This is a genomic window from Kitasatospora sp. NPDC036993 (genome assembly GCF_055607525.1).
Genome location: NZ_JBVJRP010000007.1, coordinates 304,272 through 322,525 on the forward strand (window position 1 = coordinate 304,272; position 18,254 = coordinate 322,525).

Annotated in this window: 18 protein-coding genes and 1 pseudogene; 14 read left to right on the forward strand and 5 right to left on the reverse strand. The window is 74.6% G+C overall.

What is annotated here, in order from left to right; translation table 11 throughout:
• The first annotated feature begins 19 nt into the window (after positions 1-19).
• The 4 genes and pseudogenes from ACZ7C5_RS17520 to ACZ7C5_RS17535 form a co-directional block, all read left to right on the forward strand.
• Complete coding sequence (locus ACZ7C5_RS17520; protein WP_470322880.1) at positions 20-1,120, forward strand: alpha-hydroxy acid oxidase; 1,101 nt, start codon at positions 20-22, stop codon at positions 1,118-1,120.
• 126 nt (positions 1,121-1,246) lie between these two features.
• Entirely contained in the window at positions 1,247-2,023 is a 777-nt protein-coding gene (locus tag ACZ7C5_RS17525; protein ID WP_188299038.1) for a class I SAM-dependent methyltransferase, read from the forward strand.
• A gap of 32 nt (positions 2,024-2,055) precedes the next feature.
• A complete protein-coding gene (locus ACZ7C5_RS17530; protein ID WP_401084203.1) occupies positions 2,056-2,991 on the forward strand; it encodes an alpha/beta hydrolase in 936 nt (311 codons plus the stop codon).
• Positions 2,992-3,179: 188 nt separating this feature from the next.
• Positions 3,180-4,274: pseudogene (locus tag ACZ7C5_RS17535) on the forward strand (aminotransferase-like domain-containing protein); the annotation flags it as partial.
• A gap of 66 nt (positions 4,275-4,340) precedes the next feature.
• On the opposite strand, the gene ACZ7C5_RS17540 reads toward ACZ7C5_RS17535, so the two are convergent.
• The 4 genes from ACZ7C5_RS17540 to ACZ7C5_RS17555 form a co-directional block, all read right to left on the reverse strand.
• Positions 4,341-5,105: an ABC transporter permease gene (locus tag ACZ7C5_RS17540; protein ID WP_401084204.1), complete on the reverse strand. Its 765-nt coding sequence runs from the start codon at positions 5,103-5,105 to the stop codon at positions 4,341-4,343.
• A gap of 46 nt (positions 5,106-5,151) precedes the next feature.
• Positions 5,152-6,108 carry an ATP-binding cassette domain-containing protein gene (locus tag ACZ7C5_RS17545; protein ID WP_470322945.1) on the reverse strand — a complete coding sequence of 319 codons (957 nt, stop codon included), beginning with the start codon at positions 6,106-6,108 and terminating at the stop codon, positions 5,152-5,154.
• A 167-nt stretch (positions 6,109-6,275) separates the two neighbouring features.
• On the reverse strand, positions 6,276-7,466 hold the full coding sequence (locus ACZ7C5_RS17550; RefSeq protein WP_470322881.1) for a glycosyltransferase: 1,191 nt from the start codon (positions 7,464-7,466) through the stop codon (positions 6,276-6,278).
• Positions 7,463-7,765: a hypothetical protein gene (locus ACZ7C5_RS17555; protein WP_401084210.1), complete on the reverse strand. Its 303-nt coding sequence runs from the start codon at positions 7,763-7,765 to the stop codon at positions 7,463-7,465. Before ACZ7C5_RS17555 ends, ACZ7C5_RS17550 begins: the two co-directional genes overlap by 4 nt.
• Before the next feature lie 169 nt (positions 7,766-7,934).
• Between ACZ7C5_RS17555 and ACZ7C5_RS17560 the strand changes: the two genes are divergently transcribed.
• The 5 genes from ACZ7C5_RS17560 (at position 7,935) to ACZ7C5_RS17580 (ending at position 12,635) form a co-directional block, all read left to right on the forward strand.
• Complete coding sequence (locus tag ACZ7C5_RS17560; RefSeq protein WP_401084212.1) at positions 7,935-8,867, forward strand: 3-oxoacyl-[acyl-carrier-protein] synthase III C-terminal domain-containing protein; 933 nt, start codon at positions 7,935-7,937, stop codon at positions 8,865-8,867.
• Between the two features lie 127 nt (positions 8,868-8,994).
• Positions 8,995-9,285, forward strand: coding sequence for a phosphopantetheine-binding protein (locus ACZ7C5_RS17565; RefSeq protein WP_188299031.1), 291 nt, complete (start codon positions 8,995-8,997; stop codon positions 9,283-9,285).
• A gap of 4 nt (positions 9,286-9,289) precedes the next feature.
• Positions 9,290-10,093 carry a hypothetical protein gene (locus ACZ7C5_RS17570; protein WP_470322882.1) on the forward strand — a complete coding sequence of 268 codons (804 nt, stop codon included), beginning with the start codon at positions 9,290-9,292 and terminating at the stop codon, positions 10,091-10,093.
• Complete coding sequence (locus ACZ7C5_RS17575; RefSeq protein ID WP_401084216.1) at positions 10,090-10,767, forward strand: 4'-phosphopantetheinyl transferase family protein; 678 nt, start codon at positions 10,090-10,092, stop codon at positions 10,765-10,767. Before ACZ7C5_RS17570 ends, ACZ7C5_RS17575 begins: the two co-directional genes overlap by 4 nt.
• Before the next feature lie 113 nt (positions 10,768-10,880).
• Positions 10,881-12,635 (forward strand): condensation domain-containing protein, encoded by a 1,755-nt coding sequence (locus tag ACZ7C5_RS17580; protein ID WP_401084218.1) that lies wholly within the window; start codon positions 10,881-10,883, stop codon positions 12,633-12,635.
• 172 nt (positions 12,636-12,807) lie between these two features.
• On the opposite strand, the gene ACZ7C5_RS17585 is transcribed toward ACZ7C5_RS17580, so the two are convergent.
• Positions 12,808-13,458, reverse strand: coding sequence for a sigma-70 family RNA polymerase sigma factor (locus ACZ7C5_RS17585; RefSeq protein ID WP_401084220.1), 651 nt, complete (start codon positions 13,456-13,458; stop codon positions 12,808-12,810).
• 421 nt (positions 13,459-13,879) lie between these two features.
• Here ACZ7C5_RS17585 and bla point away from each other — a divergent pair, with 421 nt between their 5' ends.
• From bla to ACZ7C5_RS17610, 5 genes are all read left to right on the forward strand, one after another.
• Entirely contained in the window at positions 13,880-14,845 is a 966-nt protein-coding gene (bla, locus tag ACZ7C5_RS17590) for a class A beta-lactamase (RefSeq protein WP_470322883.1), read from the forward strand.
• A 129-nt stretch (positions 14,846-14,974) separates the two neighbouring features.
• Positions 14,975-15,862, forward strand: coding sequence for a hypothetical protein (locus ACZ7C5_RS17595; RefSeq protein ID WP_470322884.1), 888 nt, complete (start codon positions 14,975-14,977; stop codon positions 15,860-15,862).
• A gap of 78 nt (positions 15,863-15,940) precedes the next feature.
• Positions 15,941-16,756, forward strand: a complete 816-nt coding sequence (locus ACZ7C5_RS17600) for an SDR family NAD(P)-dependent oxidoreductase (protein ID WP_401084226.1) — start codon at positions 15,941-15,943, stop codon at positions 16,754-16,756.
• A gap of 66 nt (positions 16,757-16,822) precedes the next feature.
• Entirely contained in the window at positions 16,823-17,599 is a 777-nt protein-coding gene (locus ACZ7C5_RS17605) for a polysaccharide deacetylase family protein (RefSeq protein WP_401084229.1), read from the forward strand.
• Positions 17,600-17,646: 47 nt separating this feature from the next.
• Positions 17,647-18,252 carry a hypothetical protein gene (locus ACZ7C5_RS17610; protein ID WP_470322885.1) on the forward strand — a complete coding sequence of 202 codons (606 nt, stop codon included), beginning with the start codon at positions 17,647-17,649 and terminating at the stop codon, positions 18,250-18,252.
• Positions 18,253-18,254: the final 2 nt, after the last annotated feature.

Sequence of the window (18,254 nt, forward strand, 5' to 3'; positions counted from 1 at the left end):
GGCCGTCCTGGAACGAGGAATGCCCGTGGGAGCTCTCACGCTGGCCGGGGTCGAGCGCGCGGCACGTGCGCAACTCCCACCGGAAATATGGGATTTCATTGAAGGCGGCAGCGGCGCGGAACGCACCCTGACGGCCAACCAGGAGATGTTCGGACGCCATGCACTGCGCCCGCGGACCCTGGTCGACGTCTCCGCCTGCGACCCGGCGCTGACCCTGTTCGGCGCACCGCTGCGACTCCCGCTCGGGATCGCCCCGATGGCCTACCACCGGCTGATCGACCCGGAGGGCGAGACCGCCACCGCGCGCGCCGCCGGCCGGGCCGGCGCCCTGCTGGTCGCCGGGATGTTCGCCAGCCGGACCCTGGAGGAGATCGCCGAGGCCGCCACCGGCCCGCTCTGGCTCCAACTGTACTGGCTGCGCGAACGCGCCGCCCTCGCCGCCCTGGTGGAACGCGCCGAGGCGGCCGGCTACGGCGCGCTGGTGCTGACCGTGGACGCCCCGAGGATCGGCCGCCGGCTGCGCGACCTGCGCAACGGCTTCGCCATCCCGCCCGCCGTCCGCGCGGTCAACCTGGACCCGGCCCTGATGTCCGCGAGCCACCGGGCCGCCGGAGGCAGTTCGGGCATCGCCGAGCACGCCCGCGAGCAGTTCGACCCCACCCTGAGCTGGGCCGACCTGGCCTGGCTGCGCGAACGCACCCGGCTGCCCCTGGTCCTCAAGGGCATCCTCACCGCCGAGGACGCCCGGCTGGCCGTCGAGCACGGCGTCGACGCCGTCCTGGTCTCCAACCACGGCGGACGCCAACTCGACGGCGCGATCCCGGCCCTGGCCGCCCTCCCCGAAGTGGTCGACGCCGTTCCCGCCGGACTGCCGGTGCTGTTCGACGGCGGCGTGCGCAGCGGCACCGACATCGTGACGGCCCTGGCCCTCGGCGCCCGCGCCGTGCTGGTCGGCCGCCCCGCCTTCTGGGGCCTGGCCACCGACGGCGAGGCCGGCGTGCACCGGGTGCTCGACCTGCTGGGCGAGGAACTGGAGCACACCATGGCCCTGTTGGGCCGCCCCACCCTCGCCGACCTGGACCGCACCGTCCTCGCGCCCTGGCCCTGCCCGGTCCGCTGAGCCCCGGCGGGGGCCGGTCCGCACCTGCCACCTCCCCGAACGCCGCGCGTGACGGTTGAACCGCGCGGCACCCGAGTTGAACCGCGCGGCACCCGAACCGCGTTATCCCACCAGGAGGCCCGACACATGAACGAGCAGAACGAGCGATTCCCGGGCTGGGACTGGGACGACCCGGACGGTCTGGCTGCCCGCCTGGACACCTTCAGCGAGCAGGTAGCCACCTGCGAGACGCTCGAAGCACATCCCGGCGGGCTGCCGCGCGACCACGCGGGCTTCCGCGAACTCGGGCTCACCGGCATCGAGTTCGCAGCGTTCAGGACCGCCCACCCGGAAGGGCTCGGCAGCGACCTCGCCACCCTGCGCAGCCCCGGCGCCACCGCCGAGCCCGGCACCCTCTACCGGGTCGACGGCGACCGCTGGTTCACCCGTCTCGACATCTCCGAGGCGCTGCCCTTCGCCGACGCCAGCGTCGACTGGGTGTATGCCGAGCACCTGATCGAGCACGTCACCATGCCCGTCGCCGTCGGCTGGCTGCGCGAGGTCCGCCGGGTGCTGCGCCCCGGCGGCGTGCTGCGCGTGACCACCCCCGACCTCGCCCGCTACCTGGTCGGCTACGCCACCGACGACGGGTTCCTCGCCAAGCACCGGCGCCGGCTGACCACCCTCGGCTTCGGCCCCCCGATGCCCGCGCGTCCCGCCTTCCTGGTCAACCAGATCTTCCGGCACTTCGGTCACCAGTGGATCTACGACCTGGACGAGCTGCGGCACGTCCTCACCCGGGCCGGCTTCGACCCCGACCGGATCCGCAAGTGCGCCTACCGGCAGGGAGTCCGGTCCGACGTCGCCGACCTCGACACGGCCTTCCGCACCGATGAGACGATCTACGTCGAGGCAGACCGCTGAGCCCGGCCCACCGCACCGAACGGACCCGCCCCATGCCCCTGCACCCCCAGGCCGAGGCCCTGCGCGCCCGGCGCGCGAGCAGCGGTACCCCGCAGCTCTACACCCTCACCGTCGACGACGCCCGCGCCGCCGACCTCGCGGACATCCTCGCGACCGCCGGAACGCCCGAGCCGGTCGCCGCCGTCGAGGAGCACCGCATCCCGGGCCCCGGTGGCGAACTCGCCCTGCGGCTCTACCGACCCGAGGCGCCCGGCCGCCGACTGCCCGCCCTGCTCTACCTGTTCGGCGGCGGCTGGACGCTCGGCTCGCCCGACACCAGCGACGCCATCTGCCGCCGGCTCACCAACGCCGTCGGCTGCGTCACCGCGTCCGTCGGCTACCGGCTCGCCCCCGAACACCCCTTTCCCGCGGCGCTGCACGACTGCCGTGCCGCGCTGGTCCAACTCGTCGAGCGTGCCGAGGAGTTCGGCATCGACCCGGACCGGGTCGCGCTCGGCGGCGACAGCGCCGGCGGCAACCTCACCGCCGCGCTCACCCTGCTGCTGCGCGCCGAGGGCGGCCCGGCCGTGCGCCACCAGCTGATGGTCTACCCCTGCACCGACCACGCCGCCGACACCCCGTCGCTGCGCGAGAACGACGACCCGGCGCTGTTCAACCGCCGCTCGGTCGCCTGGTACTGGGACCACTACCTGGCCGACCGGGGCGACGGCGACAGCCCGTACGCCTCCCCGCTGCGCGCCGCCGGCCTGGCCGGCCTGCCGCCCGCGACCGTCCTGACCGCCGAGTACGACCCGCTGCGGGACGAGGGCGAGCAGTACGCCGAGGCGCTGCGCGCCGCCGGGGTGCCGGTGACGCTGCGCCGCTACCAGGGCATGCCGCACGGCTTCTTCGCCATGACCGGCACCCTGGACGCCGCCGCCGAGGCCCAGGCGTACGCGGCCGACTGCCTCCGGGAGGCGCTGCGGTGAACCTCCGTCTGGACGAGCTGCACGCCTCCCTGTCCGACCCGCTGCTGGACGCGATGACCTTCCTCAACGAGGTCACCACCCGCTACCCGGACGCGGTCTCCTTCGCCCCCGGCCGCCCCTACGAGGGCTTCTTCGAACCCGAGGACGTCCCCGCCTACCTGGAGACCTACCTCGACCACCTGGCCGACCGGGGCCTGGGCCGGGACGCGGTGCGCACCGCGCTGTTCCAGTACGGCCCGACCAAGGGCGTCATCAACGAGCTGGTCGCCCGCTCGCTGGCCAACGACGAGGGCCTGACCGTCGACCCCGCCGCCGTGGTGCTCACCGTCGGTGCCCAGGAGGGCATGCTGCTGACGCTGCGCGCGCTGTGCGCCGGCCCCGACGACGTGCTGCTGGTCAGCTCGCCCTGCTACGTCGGCGTCACCGGAGCGGCCCGGCTGCTCGACCTGACCGTCCGCCCGGTCCCCGAGGGCCCGGACGGCGGCCCCGACCCGGAGGCGGTCCGGGCCGCGGCCAGGGCCGTGCGCGCCGAGGGCCGCCGCCCGCGCGCCCTCTACGTCGTCCCGGACTTCGCCAACCCCTCCGGGACCAGCATGCCGGTGGCGAGCCGCACCGGGCTGCTGGAGGCCGCGGCCGAGGAGGGCGTGCTCGTCATCGAGGACAACCCGTACGGCTTCTTCTCCCGCACCCCGGGAGTGCGGCCCACCCTGAAGGCGATGGACCGCGGCCGCCAGGTCGTCTACCTGGGCTCCTTCGCCAAGACCTGCTTCCCCGGGGCGCGCCTCGGCTACGTGGTCGCCGACCAGGAGGTGGCGGGCCCCGACGGGCGGCACAGCCTGCTCGCGGACGAGCTGGCCAAGCTGAAGAGCATGACGACGGTCAACACGCCCGCGCTCAGCCAGGCCGTCATCGGCGGCATGCTGCTGACCCACGACTGCCGCCTGCGGGCCGCCAACGCCCGTGCCACGGCCCACTACGCGGCCGGCATGGACACCCTGCTGCGGGAGCTGGACCGGCACTTCCCCGCCTCCGTTCGGCGCCGGCTGGGCCTCTCCTGGAACCGGCCCGACGGAGGATTCTTCGCCGTGCTGACAGTGCCGTTCGTCGCCGACGAGGCGGCCATGGAGCGCTGCGCCCGCGACCACGGGGTGCTCTGGACGCCGATGGCGCCGTTCTACCCGGCGGGCGGCGGCGAGCACCGGCTGCGGCTGTCGGTCAGCTCGCTGACGCAGGCGCAGATCATCGACGGGGTGGCCAGGCTGGCGGCCTTCATGGCGGTCTGAGACCGCTCGGGAACGACGGAGGGGCCCGGCTCGTGGAAACGAGCCGGGCCCCTCCCGCGTCGTCGGTCAGCGCACCCGGGTGGAGAACAGCCGGGCCGACCAGTACACCGCCAGGACGGTCATCACCACGACGATCAGCAGCCCCTGCCAGACCACGCTGTCCCCGGCGTGCCCGGAGAACAGCGCGCGCATGCCCTCCACGGCCCAGTAGAAGGGGTTCCACTTGGCCGTCTGCTGCAACCACCCCGGCGCCAGGGTGAGCGGCAGCAGCACCCCCGACAGCAGCGCGATCGGCTGCGCGAGGGTGTTGACCACCGGCGCCATCGCCGCGTCCGTCGGCACCATCAGCGCGATGCCGAAGGAGATCGCCGAGGTCATCAGTGCCAGCAGACCGAGCAGGAGGTACGCGAGCAGCAGGTTCAGCGGGCTCACCCGCAGCCCGAACGGCAGCGCGATCAGGGTGATCAGGACGGCCTGCACCAGCAGCGCGACCATCTCGCGCAGCGCCCGTCCGAGCAGCAGCGCCAGCCGGCTCACCGGGGTCACCCGGGAGCGTTCGATGATGCCGGCCTTGAGCTCGCCCAGCAGGCTGAAGCCGGTGAACAGCCCGCCGAAGATGCACAGCACCGCCAACAGGCCCGGCACGTAGATCTGGTAGGCGTCGGCGTAGCTGCCGGTGCCCTCCGGGACGAGCACCTTCTTCAGCAGCGGCGCGAACAGCAGGAGGTAGAACAGCGGCTGGATGATGCCGACGGCGATCCAGACCGGGGTGCGGATCATGAGCAGCAGCTGGCGCTGGAAGACCAGCCAGGTGTCGCGGGCGAGCTTCACGGTCTCCCCAGGGAGTTGTGCGGGTCCGGGTGCTTCGGGTCGGGGGTCAGGACTGCCGCAGCGAGCGGCCGGTGCGGGCCAGGAACACGTCGTCCAGGCTGGGCCGTTGGAGCTGCACGGTGCCGGGCGTGACGCCCGCCGCGTCCAGGGCGCGCAGCAGCAGCGGGATGGCGGCGGCGCCGTCCTCCAGGTACAGCCGCAGCCCCTCGTCGCCGTTGGGCTCCAGCCGGTGCAGGTACGGCTGCGGGCGCAGCACCTCCGCGGCCCGTTCGGCGACCGCCTCCCCGCCGTCCAGGCCGACCAGCACCACGTCGCCGGAGATCTCGCGCTTGAGCGCCTCGGGGGTGCCCTCGGCCACCACCTGGCCGTGGTCGACGATGGCGACCCGGTCGCAGAGCGCGTCGGCCTCGTCCAGGTAGTGGGTGGTGACGACCACCGTCATGCCCTCGGTGCGCAGCCGGCGGATCTCCTCCCAGACGTGCGCCCGGCTGGCCGGGTCCAGCCCGACGGTGGGCTCGTCCAGGAACAGCACCCGGGGCTGGTGGATCACCCCGAGCGCGATGTCCACCCGGCGGCGCTGGCCGCCGGAGTAGGTGGCGCACGGGCGGTCGCCGAACTCGCCCATGTCGAAGGCCTTGAGCGCGTCCTCGGCGGCCTGGACGGCCTGCGCCTTGGGGGAGCCGTGCATCCGGGCCTGGAGCACCAGCTCCTCGCGACCGCTGACGTTGTCGGTGGTGCCGCCGCCCTGGGCGACGTAGCCGATCCGGCGGCGGACTCCGGCCGGGTCGGTGAACAGGTCGGCCCCGGCGATGGTGGCCTGTCCGCCGTCCGGGCGGATCAGGGTGGCCAGCATGCGCAGGGTGGTGGTCTTCCCGGCGCCGTTGGGGCCCAGGAAGCCGTAGATCTCGCCGGCGGCGACCGACAGGTCGATGCCGCGGACGGCGTCGACGGTGGGGTTCTCGCCGCTGCGGCGGGAGGTCTTCTTGCGGTAGGACTTACACAGTCCCGCGGTCTCGATCAACCGGAACTCCCGTGCGGGGATGGGCTGCCACGGCACCTGGGAAGGCGGGGCCCGGCACCTGCGAAGGGCGGTGCCGCTGCGACACCCTAGGGCGAACCCCGCCCAGGAAACAATGGCCTAGACCAATGGACGTTCCCTCTCCCGGTCTGCTAAGGGGGCGTCGGCACGGAGCCGGCCGCCGCCGTCAGGCCGGACCGGCCGAGCGCCTCCAGGCGGTCCGCCGCGGCCCGCGCACCGCCCCCGGCCAGCAGTTCCCTCCCGACCTGAACCGCGCGCTCCCGGTGGTCCGTCGAGTCGAGTACGGACCGCAGCGCGTCCGCCAGCCGCTCCGGCGTGACGCGCGCGAAGGGGACCCGCAGGCCCGCGCCCGCCGCCGTCAGCTGGGCGGCGACGAACGGCTGGTCGTGCCGGATCGGCGCGGTGACCAGCGGGAGGCCGTGCGCCAGCGCCTCGCCCACGGTGTTCATGCCGCCGTGGCAGAGCACCGCGTCCAGTTCGCCGCGCGCCATCAGCTCCAGCACCGGAGCCCGGTCCACGGCCACGGCCGAGGCGGGGAGTCCGGGCAGCAGCTCGCGCGGCGCGGCGAACACCGGCTGCACGTCCTCGCCGCACAGCTCCAGCGCCCGGACGGCCCTGGCCAGGAAGTCCGCGCCCAGCTCGCCGGCCAGCGTGCCCATGGTGACCAGTACCCGTCGCCGGCCGGGCCGCAGCCGCTCCCACGGGAAGGTCTCGTCGTGCGGCCGTGCCGTGAGCACCGGCCCGACCAGCGCGTGCTCCGGCGGCGCGGCGCGGCCGGTCAGCGCGGGGCCGGTGGTCGCCAGCACCAGGGCGGGGGAGAAGCGCGGGTCCAGGTACTCCCGCTCGGGCAGCCTGGCACGCTCCCACAGGCCGCGCAGCAGCCCGGTCATCCACGCCTCGACCTGCGGCAACGCCCGGTAGGGGCGCCCCAGTTCCATCGCCCCCGGCGCGAAGCTCGCCCACGGCAGGCCGTGCCGGTGCGCGACCAGGGCGCCCGCCGGGGTGTGCTGGTCGACCAGCAGCACGTCCGGGCGGTACTCCCGCACGATCGCGTCCAGCGGCTTCGCGGTGAACCGCGCGTACGGGACGATGAAGCCCTCCCAGAGCGAGCGCAGCGCGGCCAGGCCGTGCCCTCCCTGGGCCCGGAACGCCCGGGTGCCGGTGCCGAGCACCTCGGCCCGCGGGCCGAGCAGCGGGCGCAGCACCGACTCGGTGCCGGTCCAGGCGACCTGGTGGCCGCGCGCGGTCAGTTCGGCGGCGATGCCCGCGGCCGGGTTGACGTGGCCGGTCAACGGCGGCATCACCAGCAGGAACCGGGTCATCGGGCGTCCTCCTCGGGGATCGGTCGCGGGGCGTCGGCGACGCCGGGTACCAGCCGCTGGACGTCGGCGACGGTCAGGGCCTCCAGGGCGGCCAGGTCCAGCCCGGCGCGCAGCGCGGCCAGGTCGGCCGCCGGGCCGAAGCGTCCGGTCAGCCGGCGGGCCAGCTCGGCGAGTTCGGCCTCGTCCAGCAGCAGGTCGGCGTCCAGCCGGGCGTCCGGGGTGACGTGGCGCGCCCAGCCGGGCGGCGCACCGGCCACCTCGACCAGCAGGGCCACCAGCTCCCGGTTCAACGCGGACACGGGGGAGGGGGGTTCAGGATTCGGCATGAGAGATGTCCCACCTGCTCGACGGTACGAAGGGGAATGCGGCCGCGGCGGAGCGCAGTTGGCGTCTTCCGGAGGGTGGCGGCGACGGTGGAGGGCCCGAGATCACTTGTGCGACCAGGCGGGTGTCGGAATACTAGCCCGGGTGACCGCACTGGAGGCAGTGGCCGTTCACCTCCCCCCACACGCCGTGCCCATCGAGGCGGTGGGCGAGCGGATCGGCCTGACCCCACGTCAACTCCGTCTATTCCGCCGTTTCCACGGCCTGGACCAGCTGCGTCTGGATCCGACCGGGAAGCTGCCCGACCTGCTCGAAGCCGCCCTGGACGACCTGCCGGAGCTGCGCGGACGCGAACGCGACATCCGCTTCGTGATCCACGCCCGCAGCATGCCGGTGGCGGTGCCCCACCCGCTCAACCCGCTGCACGACCTGCTCGACGCCCGGGGACTGGCGCATGCCAACGCCTTCACGGTGACCCACCACGCCTGCGCGGTGGGCCTGCTGGCCATCGACCTGGCCGGCCGGCTGCTCGCGTCCGACCCCGATCCGGCGGCGCTCGCCCTGGTGCTGACCGGTGAGAAGACGTTCACCAGGGACGCCCAGGTCGTGCCCGAGACCGGCATCTTCGCCGAGGGCGCGGCCGCCTGCCTGGTCAGCGCCAGTGGCGAACGCCACCGGGTGCTCTCCTTCGTGGTGCGCCAGCGCCCGGAGTTCGACGGCCGGCTGGCCGAGGACCAGGACCTGCTGGCCCGCTACCAGCGCGAGTACCCGAACGTGATGGTGGAGGCGATCGAGGCCGCCCTGGACCAGGCCGGTCTGGACCTCTCCGACCTCTCCGCGATCCTGCCGCACAACGTCAACCAGGCGTCCTGGCGGATGATCGCGCGCCGCATCGGCTATCCGGTCGAGAAAGTCGTGCTGGACAACGTGCGGTCGGTCGGGCACAGTTTCGCCTCGGACAGCCTCATCAATCTCCACACCGCCACCACACGCGGGCTGATCCGCCGCGGCGACCACTACCTGATCGCCGCCGCAGGTGTCGGAGCCACCTTCTCCGCGATGGCGATGCGGTACTGACGGGCCGCCGGTTCCACCGGAAGCCGCCGTCCGCACGCCACCGCCGGAAATCCAGACCAACCCCAGAGCCCCGGGGTACCTGCAAGCCCCGGAGCACACATCCCACGTACGACGGGACGGGACACCCATGTCAGAAGCCGTGGTCCAGACCACTGACCCCGAACTGCGCGAGCGCATCCTGCACGGCATCGGCGATCTCCTGCCGCGCGTCCTCAAGCGCGAGATGCCCGAGATCCCCCAGGACGCCTGCCTCTTCGACGACCTCGGCCTCACCTCGGCCGGCACCATCGAGCTGATCCTGGAGCTGGAGGAGTCGCTCGACATCCAGGTGGACGTCGAGCAGATCACCGAGGACGACCTGCGGTCGGTCGTCAGGCTGGCCGACTACGTCGCCGGGCACGTCATCCCCGAGGACTGACCGGGTGGCCCCCGCCCCCACCGGTCTGCGGATCACCCGGGCGCTGGCCCGCCGCTTCGACGGCCGCTCGGAGACCTCGCTCGACCCGGACCTGCGGGTGTTCGTCTCCGACCTCGTCCGCCCCTACGGCCTGCCGCTGCGGGAGGACCTGCTGGGCGAGGGCGTCGGCCACTCCTACGAGGAGCTGGCCGCCGGACTGCTGCGCGAGGCGCTGGCCGAGGACGAGCCGGCCGACCTGCTGATCCTCGCCTTCGACACCCCGGACGTCAGGCCCGGCGCCCCGTCCTCGCTGGCGCTCAGCCGCTCCGTCCCGGGAAGCCCGCTCGCCTTCGCGGTCTGCGACCAGGGCAGCGCGGTGGCCTTCACCGCGCTGCGGCTGGCCGCCGACCACCACCGCACCGGCACCTGCCGGCGGGCCGTGGTGGTGCTCGCCGAGCAGACCGCGCTGCACTACGAGCCGGCCGAGCCGGTGGCGCTGCCCGAGCGGCACGCGGTGGTGGTGCTGGTCTGCGAGGCGGCTCCGGGTGCCGGCCTGGCCGTACGGCAGTCCCGGGGCGTGACGTCCCCGGAGGAGGCGGTCCTGGCCGAGGCGAAGGAGCTCGGGCCCGAGGGGGTGCTGCTGCTCGGCCCCGGCTTCGGCGCGTCCGGTCCGTCCGGCGCGGAGGAGCCCCCGGCGGCCCAGCCGTTCACCGGCCTCTGGGCCGAGCTGGCCGAACACCTGCCGCAGTGGCGGGCGGACGGGCGGCCCGTGATGCTGGCCGGGTACGACCGGCGGCTCGGCGTGCTCAGCACGCTGGCCCTGCCGTGACGGCGGTCGACCTCTGGCTGATCGACACGCGTCAGCCGGCCGTCGCGGCCGCCGAGTTGTGGCCGCTGCTCGACCCGGACGAGCGTGCCAGGGCGGCGCGGTTGGAGTCCGGGCCGGGTGAGCGCTTCACCATGGTGCGCGGCGCCGTCCGACAGCTGGTCGCCGCCAGGATCGGTGTGGGCCCGGCCGAGCTGGTCTGGCGGTACGGGCGGTACGGCAAACCCGAGCCGGCGGAGGCGGGCGCGCTGCGGGTCAACTGGTCGGCCTCGTCCACGCTCGCGGTGCTGGCCCTCGCCGAGGGGCGGGCGGTCGGTGTCGACGTCGAGCGGCTCCACGAGCCCCGGACGGCCGGGCGGATGGCCGCCCGCTGGTTCCCCGCGGAGGAGGCGCGGTTCGTCGCCGAGCCCGTCGAACCGGCCGAGCGGGCGACGCGGTTCACCATGCTGTGGTGCCGCCGGGAGGCCTGCGTCAAGGCCTACGGAGGCCGGCTCACCCAGTCCTTCGGCGTGCCCGTGGCCGGCCCGTCGCCGGTGTCGGTCACCGATCCCGGAAGCCTCGGCGCCGGCCCGTCGCGGATCTGCGACGTGCCGGCGCCGAGGCCGTTCCGGGCTGCCGTCGCGGTGCTCGGAGATTCGGAAGTTCATGTCAACTCCCGTGTGTGGAAGCTGAATTGATGCCGTAGCAGGCCTGGGCAGGTTTGGTCTGGACCAGTCCGCGAGGGCGCTGGTAGCGTCCTGGCCACACCCCCTGCCGAGCCCTCCCGGGCAAGCCGAAAGGCGCGTGCGACGTGATACCGCAGGACGCCACACCGAACGAGCCGGCGTCGCCCAGCGCGACGCCGGGCGGCGCGCCACCGACCGCTCGGCGGATCACGGTCCGGTACGCCACCGAGGGCGGCGGCTCGGGCCCGCTCACCCGCGGCCAGGACAACATGATCCGCTGCATCCGGTCGAGCGCCCCCGAGCAGATCAACAAGGAGTCCGTCTGGCCGGTGCCCGACGGCACCTCGGTCCCCTCCGGGCTGGTCGCCCTGCGCCTGCTGGTCGAGCGGCACGAGTCGCTGCGGACCTCCTTCCCCGCGGGCCCGGGGCCGGACGGCTTCCCGGATCGTCAGGTGGTGCACCCGGCCGGCCGGTTCGCCGTCGCCGTGGTCGAGGCGGGAAGCCGGTCTGAAGCCGAACTGGACGCACTGGCCAGTGAGTTGGGCGCCAAGGACGTGGCCGTCCCGGTGGATCTCGACGCGCCGCCGCGGGTCCGGTTCACCCTGGTCGCCGCCGGCGAGCGGCTGCTGCGACTGATCGCCGTGGTCTGCCACGCGGGTGCCGACGGCGCCGCCACCGCGGTGCTGATCCAGGACTGGCACGCCCTCGCCGGCAGGAAGGAACTGCCGCCGGTCACCGCGGCGACCCCGCTGCGGATCGCCGTCGCGGAGCAGAGCCCGCAGGGCCGTCGCAGGTCCGCCGCCGCACTGCGGCACTGGGCCCGGGTCCTGACCACGGGACCGCAGACCGTCTTCGCGGACACCCGGATCGTCGGCCCGCCCCGAGACCACGGCGCCCTGCTGGTCCGCTCGCGCACCGCCGCCGACCACCTCGCCGCCGTCTGCCGGCGCACTGCCGCCAGCCCGTCCGTCGTCCTGCTCGCCGCGTTCGCCGCGCTGGTCGCCCACCGCTCCGGCCGGCGCGAGCTGGTGATGTCGGCGCTGTCCGCCAACCGCCAGCGCGCCGCCCTGATCGACCACGTCGGGACCCTCGCGCAGGACGCGCTGATCCTGCTCGACACCGAGGCCGCCGACCTCGACCAGCTGATCGGCCGGGCCAAGTCCGCCTCGCTGAGCGCCTACTGGCACAGCACCCTGGACGCCGAACAGGTCTGGCAGCTGGTGGAAGACGCGGCCCATCTGCGGGGAGCCCGGTTCGGCCGCCAGGTGGTCGTCAACGACCTGAGCCTCACCATCCCGGCCGCCGTCGCCGACGCCCAGCCGCCCCCGGCCGCCGACCCCGAACTCACCGTGCTGCCCGCCCCGCCGCTGCCGGTACGGCTGATGTTCACGATCCTGCGGATCACCGGCAGCCTGGACTTCGTCCTGGTCGCCTGCCCCCAGGTGTTCGACGCCGAGGAGACCGAGAGCTTCGCCCGCGCGCTGCGGTCGGTGCTCGCGGCCGCGGCCGAAGGGCCGGTGCTGCTCGCCGACCTGACCGCCGTGCTCGGCCCGCCGGGAGGCGACCGGGCGGGCGAGTGGCGGCTGATCGACGGTTCCTGGATCGATCTCGCGGCCGTCCACGACCTCCTGGACACCGCCCTCGGTGGCCACCGGCTGTCGCTGGTCGACGGGAAGCTGGTGGCCGAGGTGACGGCGACCACTCCCGGGTTCGGCCCCGCCGAGGCCCACCGCGCCGTGATCGCGGCCCTGCCCGGCCGTGACACCGCGATGGCGCCGCACCACTACGTCGTCCGGCACGCGGCGCCTGAGGGGGAACGGACCGAGGCCGGAAGCGGGCGCGCCCCGGACGTCGTCGACCGGCTGTCCGCGCTCACCTGAAGGAATGACCACGGCAGTCCGGGTGTCACTCACCCCAACGGGTCGCCGTGGTCGTCCAGCGGACCACTCCGTGCCGGTGGTGCAGCAGCGGCGCGCCGGACACTCGGCCCGCCCGGTCCGCGGATCACCGCGGGCGCCGCGCCGGCCGGGGTCCGCTCCTCCGGTAGCGCCGTCACAGTTCGCCTCCGCTGTCCGGGAGTTCACCCACGCCGAGGCGGCGCGCCAGCCGCTCCCTGGCGTGCCGGAGGTTGGAGTGCACGGTGGCCACCGGCCCTCCCAGGTAGGCCGCGATCACCTTGACGTGCAGGCCGAGCAGGTAGCGGAGGATCACCACGTCCCGCTGCCGGTCCGGCAGTTCGAGGATCGCCGCGTACAGCCGCACCTCGTCCGCCTCGCTGTGCAGCAGCCCCTTCGCGACCTGCTTGAAGGCGCCGATCACCGCCGCGAAGGTGACCGCCTCCACCTCGACCGAGTCGTCGGCGGCCACCCAGTCCGCGATGTGCCCGTTGGCCAACCGCCAGGCGTACGCGGCCGGTTCCTCGAACTGCAACACCTGCGGCCAGCAGCGGGCCAGGTCGGCCTTCACCGCTCCGACCACCAGCGCCGCGTCGGACCGCTTGCCTATCCGGGTCAACGCGAGGGCATGCCAGGCTGGTTCATGCGTCTCGCAGAAGGCGTCGTAGGCGATGCCCAGGCGGAGCCCGGGGTCGGACCGGGCATCGCGGTCGGCACCGGCCGCCGGCTCGGCCTCCGCCCCGCGGACGTGCGCCACGGCCGTGGCACCCCGGTACCTGCGCGCCGGGGCACCCCTGTCGATCGTCATCGGGCCTGCTTTCCGTGGCCGTGGGCTGCTCGCCGGGCCACCCGAGGGTCGGGCTGTAGGTGCCCATCCTCATTCCATCAGGCCTGTCACTCCAGGATGCAATCCGAATACAGATGGTCATCTCATGGGCGCCGATGGTTGATTGGTATGCTCCGAAGCTGTTCGGGACGCGACCGGTCCCGCCCGGTCGCGCTCTCCCCGATGCCCTGTTCCACTGCGTCCCCGACGGCCTCGGAGTGAGCGAGCCGGTCGAGCGCTCGCCCTCTCGGGAGTGCGCGGCGGTGGCCGTCCGGCAGGGAAGGACGGGCCGTCGGGTGAACCAGGCCCCCGGTTACGGCCGCTGACGAACCATCGGCGCTCGAAGCGCGTCCTGCTGATCGAGAAGGCGGCCCGCGCCGCGACAATCGATCGGAGGAGGAACATGCGTCCGCAGCCTTCGGAAGCCCACCCCAGCCGTCACGGCGGTCACAGCCGTCGGGCCGTCCTCGGCCTCGGATTCGGCGCGGCCGTCGCCGTCACCGCCGCGACCGGCGGACCGGCGTTCGCGGCGTCCGCCGCCGGCCCGTCCGCCGATCCGTCCGTCGGCACCGGCCTCCATCCGGCCCTCGCCGCCCTCGAACAGGAGCACGCCGCCCGCCTCGGCGTCTTCGCCCGCAACCTGACCACCGGCCGGACCGTCCGGTTCCGCGCGGACGAGCTCTTCCCGATGTGCTCGGTCTTCAAGACCGTCGCGGTCGCCGCCGTCCTGCGGGACCTCGACCGCGACGGGGAGTTCCTCGCCAAGCGGATCCACTACACCGCCGAGGACATCGTGCGGGCCGGCGGCGGGTCGGTCACCAGCGAGGAGAAGAACCTGGCGAACGGCATGACGGTCGCCGAACTCTGCGCCGCCGCAGTCGACCACAGCGACAACACCGCGGCCAACCTGATGCTGCGCGAGCTCGGCGGGCCGACCGCCGTCACCCGCTTCGCCCGGTCGATCGGCGACCGCGTCACCCGTCTGGACCGCTGGGAGCCTGAGCTCAACAGTGCCGAGCCGGACCGCCGCACCGACATCACCACCCCGCAGGCCATCGCCGGCACCTACGGCCACCTCGTCCTCGGCCACGCCCTGCCGCCGGCCAAGCGGGACCTGCTCGCCGGCTGGCTGCGGGGCAACACCACCAGCACCCACCGCTTCCGCGCGGGCCTCCCGGCGGACTGGGCCCTCGCCGACAAGACCGGCACCGGGCGCTACGGCACCACCAACGACGTCGGCATCGCCTGGACCCCGTCCGGCGCCCCCGTCCTGCTCGCCGTCCTGACCACCCAGCCGGCCGAGGCGGCCCCGATGGACGAACCGCTGGTCGCCAGGACCGCCACCCTGCTCGCGGGCGCCCTCGGCTAGCATCCGGTCCCGCTGCCCGGCGCGGGCCGCCGGGCCCCTCCCGGTCCCGGCCCCTCCACCCGTGCGTCCCCGCTCCACCGGGCACAGACTGGTGGTGGATCGATGCTGCCCCGCGAGGCTGGGAGAGGCATGCTGCTGGGACTCGCCACCGCGTCGGCCGCCTGCGTGTGCTTCGGCTTCGGGTCGGTCTTCCAGGCGCGCGGGGCACGGTCGGTGCCGCGCGCCGACCGGGTGCGGGTGGGGCTGCTGGCCGGGCTGGTGCGGTCCTGGCAGTTCGTCCTCGGCACGCTGCTGGACATCCTCGGCTTCGTGCTGAGCATCGTCGCCCTGCGCACCCTCCCGCTCTTCCTCGCGCAGGCCGTCACCAACGCCAGCCTGGCCGTCACCGCCGCGGCCGCCGTCTGGCTGCTGGGCGCACGGCTCCGCCGGGGCGATCTCGCCGGCATCCTCGCCGTGGTCGTCGGGCTGACCCTGCTGGCACTCGGCTCCGGCCAGGAGGGGCGCAACCACGCCGCGCCCGCCTTCCACTGGGTGCTGCTCGCCACCACGGCCGTCGTGCTGGCCGCGACCCTGGTCCTGGTGCGCCGGGGCGGCAACGTGGCCGCGGCCGGGCTGGGGCTGCTGGCCGGGATCGGCTTCGGCGTGACCAGTCTGGCCGTCCGGGTCCTGGATGTGTCCGGCCCGCTCGCCGCGCTCACCGACCCCGCCGCCTACGCGCTGGCCCTCGGCGGCCTCGGCGGCTACCTGGCCTACGCCCTGGCCCTGCAACGCGGCACGGTCACCGCGGCGACCGCGGCCGGCACGGTGACCGAGACCTTCGGACCGGCGCTGGTCGGCGTGACGGCGCTCGGCGACGCCGCGCGCCCCGGATTCGAGTGGTGCGCGCTGACGGGCTTCGCGGTGGCGGTGGGCGGCACCTTCGTGCTCTCCCGCTTCGGCGAACTCGAAGGCGCGTCCGCCGAACTGTCCGCTCCGCACCGGGACGCGGAGGCGGCGCCGGCCGTCCCGCCCCGGTAGCCCGGACGACTGCGTCATGCGAAGGTGACTTGCCGGACAAAACGGACGGCGACCCGGTCACAGAGCGGCAGGTGCCCGATGGCGGAGGAGCCCCACCCCCGACCCCGGCGGTCGGCCCCGCAGGACTCGACGAGCCCCGCGGACCCGGCCGACCGCCCCGTCGCGCTGATCACCGGCGCCTCCTCCGGGATCGGCCTCGCCACCGCCGTCCGCCTGGCCGGCGCGGGCTGGCACACCCTGCTCTCCGGCACCGACCGCGCCCGCCTCGACGAACTCGCCGACCGCACCGGAGGCCGCGCCCTGCCCGAGGACCTGAGCAAGCCGGACGGCGCGTCCCGCCTCGCCGAGGCCGCCCTGGCCGAGGCCGGCCGGGTGGACGCCCTGATCGCGAGCGCCGGCCTCGGCTGGCGAGGCCCGTACGCCCGCACGCCCTCGGACACCCTGGACCGGATGATCGAGGTCAACCTCGCCGCCCCGCTGCGCCTGGTCCGACTGCTGCTGCCCGGCATGCTGGAGCGCCGCCACGGCCGGATCGTGCTGCTCGGCTCGATGGCCGGCCAGGTCGGCGTGCGCGAGGAGTCCGGCTACGCGGCCACCAAGGGCGGGCTGACGATGTTCGCGGAGAGCCTCTGGTACGAGCTGCGCGGTACGGGGGTGGGGGTGCGCCTGGTGCTCCCGGGGGCGGTGGACACCCCGTTCTTCGACCGGCGCGGCACGCCGTACCAGCGCGAGCGGCCCCGCCCGGTCACCGCGGAGCGGGTCGCCGAGATCGTGGTGGCGACCATCACCACCGAGCGCGACCGCCTGTACGTCCCGCAGTGGCTCGGCTTCCCGGCCCGCGTCCACGGCGCGGCGCCTGGCGTGTTCCGCCGGATGGCCGCGCGCTTCGGATAGGGCGCGTCTCGTGGATCTTGTCGGATCAGGGCGCGGCGTTGGGGTGCGTGCCGGAGGGCGTGCCCCATGACGTGCCGAACGAGCGCCGGGCGCCCGGGGAAGTCCGCCGCCACGGTCCTCGCCCTCGCCGCCGGCGTCGAGTTCCTGCACCTCGCCCCGGCCGCCGTCCGGCTCCCGCCGCTGCGCCGCACCCTGGCCCGGCGCACCGCGGGCCACGGCACCGCGCCCGCCCACATCGCCCTGACCTTCGACGACGGCCCCGATCCGGGCAGCACCCCGTACGTCCTCGACGCGCTGGACGAACTCGGTGTCCGCGCCACCTTCTTCCTGCTCGGCGCGATGCTGGAACGCGCCCCCGCGCTCGGCCGCGAGCTGGTGCTGCGCGGCCACGAGGTGGCCGTCCACGGCTGGCACCACCGGCGGCAGTGGTACCCGGCCCCCGCCCGTGACCTGCGCGAACTGCGCCGCGCCGACGAGGCCGTGACCGACCTCTGCGGTGCCCGCCCGCTCTGGTACCGCCCGCCGTACGGCGTCCTGACCGCCGGTCCCGCCCTGGCCGCCCGCCGGCTCGGTCTGCGCAGCGTGCTGTGGACCGCCTGGGGGCGGGACTGGACGGCGGAGGCCACCGGCGAGTCCGTCTACGCGACCGCCCGCCCCGGCCTCACCGGCGGCGCCACCCTCCTGCTGCACGACTCCGACTGCACCTCCGCCCCCGGCTCCTGGCGCGCCACCCTCGCCGCCCTCCCGCTGATCGCCGCCCACTGCCGCACCCACCGGCTCACCCTCGGCCCCCTCCGCGACCACGGGGTGCACCCGCCCGCCGGGCGGAACCGTCCGGCGTGACCGACGCGTCGTCAGGACCACCACGCCGAACGAGCAGGGGGTCGCCCGTGAACGTCAACGTCCGTTCATTGCACCGACTTTGGTCCTTCGCCGCGCTGGGAGCAGCCGCCCTCCTGGTGGCCGGCTGCGGCGGATCCGGCTCGTCGCCCGGGCCGGTCGTCTCGTCCGGCCCGCCCTCGGCCTCTGCCGCGTCACCGACCGCTCCCGCCCCGACTGCCCCCGCCCCGACCGCTCCCGCTCCGTCCGTCACGCAGACCGTCACGCCGTCCTCCGGCACCCCCGACCCGGGGTCAGGGACGTCCGTCGGCAGCGGCCTGACCCTCGCCGCGGCCAACGGCGGCAGCTACCGCTTCGCCTCGGTCGCCTGCGTCGGCGAGGCCTCACCGACCGGGGCCCTGAGCCTCACCGCGACCCCCAGGAGCCTGAACGACGCACTCGCCGAACTCGTCCTCAAGGACGGCGAGGCCCGGTTGCTGCTGACCCTCAAGGGCTTCCGTCCGGTGCTCTGGAAGGGCAGCGTCCCGATCGGCGGGCAGGCGAGCCGTACCGCCCACGGCGCGACGCTCACCGCGATGCCCGTCACCGAGGAACTCGGCGACACCGGCACGGTGACCGGCACCCTCACCTGCTCGGGCGCCGACGGCCTGTACTGACC